This is a genomic window from Actinoallomurus liliacearum (genome assembly GCF_039542035.1).
Lineage (GTDB): Bacteria > Actinomycetota > Actinomycetes > Streptosporangiales > Streptosporangiaceae > Actinoallomurus > Actinoallomurus liliacearum.
Window position 1 is genome coordinate 62,438 of the sequence record NZ_BAABHJ010000028.1, and the last position, 9,076, is coordinate 71,513.

The 9,076-nt window shown below is 68.7% G+C and carries 10 protein-coding genes and 1 pseudogene; 4 read left to right on the forward strand and 7 right to left on the reverse strand.

Annotated elements, in window-relative coordinates; all coding sequences use genetic code 11:
- Positions 1–55: 55 nt before the first annotated feature.
- Positions 56–463, reverse strand: coding sequence for an OsmC family protein (locus tag ABD978_RS33795; RefSeq protein WP_345363833.1), 408 nt, complete (start codon positions 461–463; stop codon positions 56–58).
- A 24-nt stretch (positions 464–487) separates the two neighbouring features.
- Complete coding sequence (locus ABD978_RS33800) at positions 488–988, reverse strand: HAD domain-containing protein (protein ID WP_345363836.1); 501 nt, start codon at positions 986–988, stop codon at positions 488–490.
- 342 nt (positions 989–1,330) lie between these two features.
- Between ABD978_RS33800 and ABD978_RS33805 the strand changes: the two genes are divergently transcribed.
- Positions 1,331–2,575, forward strand: coding sequence for an RNA-guided endonuclease InsQ/TnpB family protein (locus ABD978_RS33805; protein WP_345363839.1), 1,245 nt, complete (start codon positions 1,331–1,333; stop codon positions 2,573–2,575).
- A gap of 144 nt (positions 2,576–2,719) precedes the next feature.
- Here ABD978_RS33805 and ABD978_RS33810 read toward each other — a convergent pair whose 3' ends face one another.
- From ABD978_RS33810 to ABD978_RS33820, 3 genes and pseudogenes are all read right to left on the reverse strand, one after another.
- The gene (locus ABD978_RS33810) at positions 2,720–3,289 is read right to left on the reverse strand and encodes a GNAT family N-acetyltransferase (RefSeq protein ID WP_345363858.1); all 570 of its coding nucleotides are present in this window, start codon (positions 3,287–3,289) and stop codon (positions 2,720–2,722) included.
- Positions 3,272–3,676, reverse strand: a pseudogene (locus tag ABD978_RS33815) (arsenate reductase ArsC); the annotation flags it as partial. The gene ABD978_RS33810 and the pseudogene ABD978_RS33815, both read right to left, overlap by 18 nt.
- Positions 3,676–4,062 carry a metalloregulator ArsR/SmtB family transcription factor gene (locus ABD978_RS33820; protein ID WP_345363841.1) on the reverse strand — a complete coding sequence of 129 codons (387 nt, stop codon included), beginning with the start codon at positions 4,060–4,062 and terminating at the stop codon, positions 3,676–3,678. The gene ABD978_RS33820 and the pseudogene ABD978_RS33815, both read right to left, overlap by 1 nt.
- A 105-nt stretch (positions 4,063–4,167) precedes the next feature.
- Here ABD978_RS33820 and ABD978_RS33825 point away from each other — a divergent pair, with 105 nt between their 5' ends.
- Positions 4,168–4,572 carry an ArsI/CadI family heavy metal resistance metalloenzyme gene (locus ABD978_RS33825; RefSeq protein WP_345363843.1) on the forward strand — a complete coding sequence of 135 codons (405 nt, stop codon included), beginning with the start codon at positions 4,168–4,170 and terminating at the stop codon, positions 4,570–4,572.
- A gap of 121 nt (positions 4,573–4,693) precedes the next feature.
- Here ABD978_RS33825 and glnA read toward each other — a convergent pair whose 3' ends face one another.
- Complete coding sequence (gene glnA, locus ABD978_RS33830) at positions 4,694–6,118, reverse strand: type I glutamate--ammonia ligase (protein ID WP_345363845.1); 1,425 nt, start codon at positions 6,116–6,118, stop codon at positions 4,694–4,696.
- Between the two features lie 135 nt (positions 6,119–6,253).
- Here glnA and ABD978_RS33835 point away from each other — a divergent pair, with 135 nt between their 5' ends.
- Positions 6,254–6,718, forward strand: a complete 465-nt coding sequence (locus tag ABD978_RS33835) for an RDD family protein (protein WP_345363847.1) — start codon at positions 6,254–6,256, stop codon at positions 6,716–6,718.
- Positions 6,719–6,755: 37 nt separating this feature from the next.
- Here ABD978_RS33835 and ABD978_RS33840 read toward each other — a convergent pair whose 3' ends face one another.
- Positions 6,756–7,454, reverse strand: a complete 699-nt coding sequence (locus tag ABD978_RS33840; RefSeq protein WP_345363849.1) for a DUF4191 domain-containing protein — start codon at positions 7,452–7,454, stop codon at positions 6,756–6,758.
- Positions 7,455–7,658: 204 nt separating this feature from the next.
- Here ABD978_RS33840 and ABD978_RS33845 point away from each other — a divergent pair, with 204 nt between their 5' ends.
- A complete protein-coding gene (locus ABD978_RS33845) occupies positions 7,659–8,921 on the forward strand; it encodes a C39 family peptidase (protein ID WP_345363851.1) in 1,263 nt (420 codons plus the stop codon).
- The last annotated feature ends 155 nt before the right edge of the window (positions 8,922–9,076 follow it).

Consider the following 9,076-nt stretch of genomic DNA (forward strand, 5'->3'; position numbering starts at 1 on the left):
CCCACCGGATCGTGCCCAGGGTACGTCCCCGTTGAGCGTGTCCGCGCCTCGGCGGTCAGGGCAGCGCGGGCAGCACCTGCTCGGACGGGGTGCCCTCGCGGAGCGCGCGGCCGACCGTGCAGTGGTTCTCGTGCACGCGGTGCGCGACCTCGGTGAAGATCTGCTGCGCCTTCTCGTCCCCCTCCGGGAACTCCACGTCGTACGTGACGGTGATCGGCCCCAGTTTCGTGGGCGCGACCTTCTCGGCCGCGACGTTCGCGACGAGCCTCACCAGCCGGTGACCGCGCTTGGCGGTGAGCGGCTCGATCGTCACGATCTCGCAGCCGCCCAGCGCGGCGAGCAGCAGCTCGACGGGCGTGAAGACGCCGTCCTCGTCCGAGCTCCCGACGGCGACCTCCGCGCCGCGGTCGTTCCGGGCGACGAAGCCCCCGTCGTCGGTGCGCTCCACCCGAACCGAAGCCATGGTCCCTCCTTTGTAGGTCGCTCGTCAGTAACCATGGTCCCGGACGAGTTGTTCCAGCCAGGTACGCGCCTGGTCCACATGCGTCTCGGTGAGCCCGTGCAGCGGATCCACCGGGACGATGAGATGCGGGCCCAGCCGGGTCTCCTTGGCGAGCACCTCCGTGACGTCCGGCTCGTCCTCCAGCCAGACGAACGGCCGCTTGCCGACCCAGGCCGCCACGTGCCGGGCCTTCCACGCCCCGAGCGAGAACCGCGGATCGTGCCGGGGGATCGGAACGTGCGGGAGGGAGGGCAGCCCGACCCGGGGGCTGATCCAGTCGTTCGCCGCGTCCGTCCAGTAGCTCGCCCAGACGAGCTCCGCCCCGGTGTCGGCCGCGAGGGCGGTGAGCAGCGGCCCGTGCAGCGGGTTGAGCAGCAGCCGGTAGACCACGCCGTTGGGGGAGGCGCGGTACCGCTGATAGCCGGGGGATCGTTGTAGGGGGTTGAGAACACCGTCCACGTCGAGAAGCACCAGCGGCGTGTCCATCCGACCTTCTTTCCGAGTGGCCACCGGCGTCGGCCGGCGGGGGAATCGAATCCCTAACCTGTGGCGCGAAACGCCCGGCAGGAGACCTGCGGCGGGTGTACAAACGGTGATGCGGTTGTGACCAGAAAGACCTGCCGGATATTGAGTGGTATGTGCGACCTGCAGTTGTAGGTGGCGTGGTGTTCGAAGTGCCGCCGTCCGGTCCTGGACGGGCGCGTCGGGCTCCGCTTCATGGGCTGATCGAGCAGAAGGGCAGCGAGCGCGGGTGGGGGAGTCGTCGTACTTCGCTGTCTCGGTCGGTGCGGTGAGCGCCGAGATGTTGAAGACGTACCTTGACACGCAGTGGGAGCGCCCCTGGAAGAAGGAGGAGGGGCGGGCTTGATACGCGCCTATAAGTTCCTTCTCCGCCCAACGGCCAGACAACAGGACCAGTTTAGGGCGATGCTGGCCGACCACTGCTCGCTCTACAACGCAGCCTTGCAGGAGCGGCGGGACGCCTACCGGCACGCCTCGAAGACCCGCATCACCTACGGCGAGCAGTCCGCACAGCTCAAAGAGATCCGAGCGTTCGACCCACCAGGTCAGGGTCGCTGGTCCTTCTCCAGCCAGCAGGCGACCTTGCGACGGTTGGACAAGGCGTTCGGAGCCTTCTTTCGCCGGATCAAGAACGGCGACAAGCCCGGGTACCCGCGCTTCAAGGGCGGTGGGCACTTCGACACCGTGGCCTTTCCCAAGGACGGCGACGGCTGCCGCTGGGACTCTACGCCGCACGACAAGCAGACCCGCCTGCGTCTGCGAGGCGTCGGGCATGTTCGCGTGCACCAGCACCGGTCCGTGAAAGGCCGGGTCAAGACGATCAGCGTCAAACGCGAAGGAAAGCGTTGGTACGTCATCCTCGCCTGTGACGAGGTTCCCGCCAATCCGCTTGCAGCCACCGGATCCATCGTCGGCATTGACATGGGCACGGTGCATTTCTTCACCGACTCGAACGGCGTGCACGTCGAAAATCCCAGATTCCTCGGCACGATGGCTGCTGAACTGGCCGCCGCCCAGCAGCACCTCGCGACGTTCCCTAAGCGCACCCGGCACCGGACCAAGAAGCATCGGGCTGCCGCCCGGAAGGTGGCCAAGCTGTACGCCAAGATCCGGCGTCAACGTGCCGACCACCACCACAAGCGAGCACTCGCTCTCGTGCGGAAGCACGATGTGATCGCGTACGAGAACCTGAACACGGCGGGCATGACCAAGAAGCCCGCGCCCAAGCCCGATCCCGGCAACGAGGGTGCGTTCCTGCCGAATGGCGCCGCAGCCAAGGCCGGGCTGAACCGGAGCATCCTCGATGCGGGTTGGGGGCAGTTCCTGTCGATCCTGGCGAACAAGGCTGAAAGCGCCGGCCGCCGAGTGATCGCAGTGGACGCCCGCAACACCTCCCGAACCTGCCCCGCATGCGGGCATGTCGCGAAGGAGAACCGCCTCACCCAAGCTAGGTTCAAGTGCGTCAGGTGCGGGATCGCCGACAACGCCGACCACGTGGGCGCACTGAACGTTCTGCATAGGGCCGGGCTGGTCCTCTGCGCGGAGGCTTAGCCGCCGACGCAGGAAACCTGCTGCTTCAGCGGTGGGCGGAGTCACGACTTCGGACGCTATGTCAGCCGGTCCGCTTCGGCCAGTGTCCGGCGGAAGAATGATCGATCAAATTCCACGTCCGGGTCAGAAGCGGCAACCTGTCGGTCAGGACGTTCCGGCGGTGGTGCTGCGTCGTTCGAGAAGGACGACGTCGCGCCAGCGGCCGTGGTGCCGGCCCAGGCGTTCCCGGACTCCGACGGTACGGAAGCCGGCCCTGGCGTGCAGCCGCAGGCTGGCCGCGTTCTCGGGGAAGACGCCCGACTGGATCGTCCAGATCCCGGCGGCCTCCGTCGACTCGATGAGGGCCTGCAGCAGCGCGGCGGCGACGCCGCGGCCGTGGTGGTCGGGGTGGACGTACACGCTGTGCTCGACGACCCCCGCGTAGACGCAGCGGCCGGACACCGCGGTGACCGCGATCCAGCCCAGGACCTGCCCCGTGGCCGTGTCCGCGGCGACGTGCCGGTGCTCCGGTAGCTTCGCCCGGTCGAAGGCGTCCCAGGTCGGAGCCTCGGTCTCGAAGCTGGCCTCGCCGCCGTCGAGCCCCGCCTGATAGATCGCCAGAACGGCGCCGGCGTCGTCGCCGCGCATCGGCCGGATCGTGACGCCGGCCGGGACGGGGGCCCGATCGGCCGGACCGGCGCCGGGGTCGTCGTCCGAGAGGAGTTCGCCGAGCAGGGCGCGGACGCGGCGGTCGATCTCCTCGCGGATCGGGCGGACCTCGTCGACGGACCTGCCCGCCGGATCGGGGAGCCGCCAGTCCAGGTACCGCCGGCCCGGGAAGACCGGGCAGGCGTCACCGCAGCCCATGGTGACCACCACGTCGGCCGCCCGGACCGCCTCGCCGGTCAGCGCCTTGGGGGACTCCGCCGACAGGTCGACACCGAACTCGGCCATGACCTGGACGACGGCGGGGTTGATCTCCGCCGCGGGCGCGGAACCGGCGGAGCGGACGCGTACCCGCCCGGCGGCGTGGTGGTCGAGCAGCGCGGCGGCCATCTGGGAGCGCCCGGCGTTGTGCACACAGACGAACAACACCTCGGGGATCCCGGGCCCGGCGGCCATCACGCCTCCACCGCCGCGAACGCCTGCCGGGGCCGCAGGAGCGCCGACAGCCGCGTGAGCGCGCCGGGCCGGACCCGGTAGTAGACCCAGGTGCCCCGGCGGTCAGAGTCGATCAGCCCGGCCTGTTTGAGGACCTTGAGGTGATGGGAGATCGTCGGCGCCGTCAGGTCGAAGGCCGACGTCAGATCGCACACGCACGCCTCCCCGCCGTCATGGCAGGCGATCAGCGACAACAGGCGCAGCCGGACCGGGTCGGCGATCGCCTTGAACAGCGGAGCGAGCTCCTCGGCCTCACCGGCGGTCAGCGGCTCGCACGCCAGCGGCGCACAGCACGCCTCCGACTCGGTCGGTGCCGCGTCGACCAGTGGCAGTCCACGATTAGACATGCATCTAATTTGACATGTGTCTATATAGCGGCGCAAACTGGCGGCGATCCGCTGATTAGATGAACATCTAATCAGTCTGTCGGTCACCCGAGGAAGGACCGTCCGATGTCCCGTGTCCAGCTTGCCCTGCGCGTCGCCGACCTGGAGGCCTCCGTCACCTTCTACGCCAGGCTCTTCGGCGCCGAACCCGCCAAGCGCCGGCCCGGCTACGCCAACTTCGCCATCGCCGAGCCACCGCTCAAGCTCGTCCTGATCGAGGGCGAGGCGGGCGAGGACACCCGGATGGACCACCTCGGCGTCGAGGTGGAGGACTCCGCCCAGGTCGCCGCCGCGGCCGAGCGGCTCAAGGGGGCCGGCCTGGCGACCTTCGAGGAGACCGACACCTCCTGCTGCTACGCCCTGCAGGACAAGGTCTGGGTGCGCGGGCCCGGCTCCGAGCCGTGGGAGGTCTACGTCGTCAAGGCCGACGCCCACACCCTGGAACGGACCTGCTGTACCCCCACCGCGTAGCGCTCGTCGGCGCGCTGGATCTCCGCTGCTGGAGCGACTGAAAGTCGGGGCACAAGCTGCCTGTGAACGGCGAGGGGCCGCCGACCTGTCGGTCGGCGGCCCCTCGCCATCGGTGGGTCGATCAGACGTCGTAGTACAGCTCGAACTCGTGGGGGTGCGGGCGGAGCCGGATCGGGTCCAGCTCGTTCTCGCGCTTGTAGGAGATCCACGTCTCGATGAGGTCCGGCGTGAACACGCCGCCCTCGAGGAGGTAGTCGTGGTCGGCCTCGAGCGCGTCGAGGACGGCCTCCAGCGAGCCCGGGACCTGCGGGATGTTGCGCGCCTCCTCGGGCGGCAGCTCGTACAGGTCCTTGTCCACCGGCTCCGGCGGCTCGACCTTGTTCTTGATGCCGTCGAGGCCGGCCATCAGCATGGCCGAGAACGCGAGGTACGGGTTGGCGGACGGGTCCGGGACGCGGAACTCCAGGCGCTTGGCCTTCGGGTTCGACCCGGTGATCGGGATGCGGACGCAGGCCGAGCGGTTCCGCTGCGAGTACACCAGGTTGACCGGCGCCTCGTAGCCCGGGACCAGGCGGTGGAAGGAGTTCACCGTCGGGTTGGTGAAGGCCAGCAGCGACGGGGCGTGCTTGAGCAGGCCGCCGATGTAGTACCGGGCGGTGTCGGACAGGCCCGCGTAGCCGACCTCGTCGTAGAAGAGCGGCGAGCCGTCCTTCCACAGCGACTGGTGGCAGTGCATGCCGGAGCCGTTGTCACCGAAGATCGGCTTGGGCATGAAGGTGACGGTCTTGCCGTGCTGCCGGGCGACGCTCTTGATGATGTACTTGTAGAGCATCATCTTGTCGGCCATGGTCAGCAGCGTGTCGAACCTGATGTCGATCTCCGCCTGACCGGCGGTGCCGACCTCGTGGTGCTGCATCTCGGTCTCGATGCCGCACTCGATGAGCTGCCGGACCATCTCCGAGCGCAGGTCGGTGAAGTGGTCCATCGGCGGGACCGGGAAGTAGCCGCCCTTGAACCGCGGCTTGTAGCCGAGGTTGCCGCCGTCCTCCTTGCGGCCGGTGTTCCACGCGCCCTCGATGGAGTCGATGTGGAAGTACGACTCGTGCGCCTTCGTCTCGAAGCGCACGTCGTCGAAGATGTAGAACTCCGCCTCCGGGCCGAAGAACGCCGTGTCCGCGATGCCGGTGCCGCGCAGGTAGTCCTCCGCCTTGCGGGCGACGTTGCGCGGGTCACGGGTGTACGGCTCGCCGGTCAGCGGGTCGTGGACGAAGAAGTTGAGGTTCAGCGTCTTGTGCTGGCGGAACGGGTCGACTACAGCCGTCGACGGGTCCGGCAGCAGCAGCATGTCCGACTCGTGAATCTCCTGGAACCCACGGATGGACGAGCCGTCGAACATCAGCCCGTCGGTGAAGACGTTCTCTCCGAAGTTCTCCACCGGGAACGTGAAGTGCTGCGTGGTGCCGGGCAGGTCCGTGAACCTGCAATCGACGAACTGCACCCCTTCGCTCCTGATGAAGTTCAGGACCTCTTCGGCGTTGTTGAACATCCAACCTCCTTGGGGCGCTCTAGTGCGGTTAGAACGTTAGGTACCCGCCGTTTCCAAGCCATGTCCCATGTGTTTCGCGTGTGTTACGGCCACCCTGGAACCGTTGGACGCGGTTCGGCGGCTAGCTTTGAGGGTATGAGTGAACGTCGCCGCTCGATCGGATCGTGGATCGAAGGGGCTCGCGCGGCAGGTGTGGACCTGGGTCGCCCCGGGGAGCGGATGGGTCTTCCGCGCGAGGGGACCGGCGCCGTGGCCGGGTACGGACGGCGGCTGGGCGCCCTGGTGATCGACTGGCTGATCGCGCTGGCGATCGCCGCCGCCCTGGCGGGCGCCCTGCACGTCGGCCCGCAGACCCGCAGCCTCCTCACGCTCCTGGTGTTCGGCGTGATGGCGTGGCTGCTCACCGGGCTGGTCGGGACGACGCTGGGCAAGCGGCTGTGCGGACTGCGGGTCGTCCGCCTCGACGGCCGCCCGGTCGGGCCGTTCTGGGCCCTGGTGCGCACGGTGCTGCTGGTCCTGGTCGTGCCCGCGCTGATCTGGGACCGCGACTACCGCGGTCTGCACGACCGTGCGGCCAACACCGTCGTCGTACGCCTCTGACCGGAGCCGGTCGGAGCCACCGGATGCGGGGCCGGGCTCAGCGGGTGCGCGGCTTGGGACCCTTCGGCATCCGGACGCCCTTCGGGATCGGGCCCTTCGGCATCTGCATCGCCTGCGGCAGCGCGTTGAGCCGGTCGATCAGCTCGCTGACCTGCTCCTTCTTCAAGTTGCGCGGCAGCTTTGTGAGGTGGCGCTGCAGCTTGCTGATCGGAATCTGGCCCTCTTCGGAGCCGACCTGGATGTCGTAGATCGGCACCTCGGAGGCGGCCCGCGAGATGCGCTTCTTCTCGGCGCCGATCAGCTTGCCGACCCGCGACCGCGGGCCCTCCGACAGCAGGATCACGCCGGGCACGCCGATGACGCGGTGCACGACGTCCATGTTGCGGTTGGCCTGGACGGCCGGGGTGACGACCCAGCGGCCCCGCATGTTCTCCACCAGCGAGGCGGCGGCGCCCGGCCGGCCCTCGAGCATGGCGTACTGCGTGCGCTGCGCCATCTGGCTGAACACGATCATGCCGACCAGGAGGGCGACCAGGACGCCCAGCGGGATCAGGAACAGCTCCTGGCCGAGGACCAGCCCGAGGACCACGAAGACGACGAGAGTGCCGAGCGCGGACGCGAAGACGATCGGCATCGCCTTCGGGTTGGCCTGGTGGACCAACGAGGCGACCATGCGAATCTGCTTGAGGCGACCGGTCCGCTCGTCCTGCGTGCCGTCCTGGGGCTTCTTTGGCATGGATGGAAGGATACGAGGGTTCGGGACCCGAGTCGAAAGCGGGCCAGTGCGGCGTTAACAAATTTCGATCCAGCCACAGGACGTGTAAAGCGTTGACATGATCCGGTTCGCCGTCTTAGCGTCCCGAAGCAGGTTTCCGCTGCTCTTGGAGTCGTCATGGCCTGGTCCGATGTACGTGCTTCGGTATGGAAGGTTCCGCTTCTCGTGTCAGCTGGTCTCGCCACGGTCGTGGCGACCACGGCGCCCGGCTCGGCGGAGGTGACCCCCGCAGAACAGTCGCGCGTCGCCTATCACCAGTGGACGTCGGCGCGCGACTTCGCCGCCGGCTCCTCCGAAGGAGTGCGCCGCCTGGGGTCGGGCGCGCTGACGATCGCCCATCCCGTCGGCACCACCACCTACACGGACCCGTACGGCGCGGGCACCAAGACCTGGGACTACGCCCGCTGGACCTCCCCGAACGTCTCCATCGGGTTCGGGGCCAGCCAGCTCATCGCGTCCTGGAACGCCAGCACGCCGCACGGCAGCTGGCTGCAGGTGGAGATGCGCGGGCACACCGGCACGGGCGCCGAGACGAAGTGGTACGTCATGGGCCGCTGGGCGGCCGACGACCCGGGCGAGGGCGGTGACATCAACCGCACCTCGGTTCCGGGGCAGAAGGACGACAACGGCAACGTCGACATCGACACCTTCGTCGCCAAGAACTCCCTCACGTCGTACCAGCTCCGCGTGACGCTCTACCGGCTGCCCGGCGGGCACGTCCGCCCGGTGCTGCGTTCGGTCGGCGCGATGGCCTCGCTGGTGCCGTCCCGTACGACGGTGCCGGTGAGCCCGCTCGGCGGCGCGGAGGGCATCGAGCTGAAGGTGCCGACGTACTCCCAGGAGATCCACAAGGGGCAGTACCCGCAGTACGACAACGGCGGCGAGGCGTGGTGCAGCCCGACCTCGACCTCCATGGTCGTCTCCTACTGGAAGCGCGGGCCGTCCAAGAAGGACCTGTCCTGGGTCGACCCGTCGTACGCCGACCCGCAGGTCGACTACGCCGCCCGCAACGTCTACGACTACAACTACCAGGGCGCGGGCAACTGGCCGTTCAACCCGGCGTACGCCGCCCGCTTCGGCCTGAACGGGTTCATCACCCGGCTGCGCTCGCTCACCGAGCTGGAGCAGTTCATCAAGGCCGGCATCCCGGTGGTGACCTCGCAGTCGTTCAAGGCCTCGGAGCTGCCGGGCGCCGGCTACAGCACCAACGGCCACCTGTTCGTGGTCGTCGGGTTCACCAAGACCGGCGACCCGATCATCAACGACCCCGCGTCGTCCTCGGACGCGGCCGTGCGGAACGTCTACCCGCGGGCCAACTTCGAGAACGTCTGGCAGCGCAGCTCCTCCAGCGGCGGCATCGCCTACATCATGTACCCGCCCGGCCACCGGCTCCCGGCGAACGTCCCCGGCGTCGAGAAGAACTGGTGAGGGCACCCGCCTGAAGACTTCTGTCCCCCCGGAAGAGAGGAACGCCCCGGCCGCGCGCGGCCGGGGCGTTCCCCTGCGCGTCTCAGTTCTCGCCGCGGGCGGTGATGGCCTGCTGGTAGAGGCGTCCGGCGCGGTAGCTGGAGCGGACCAGGGGC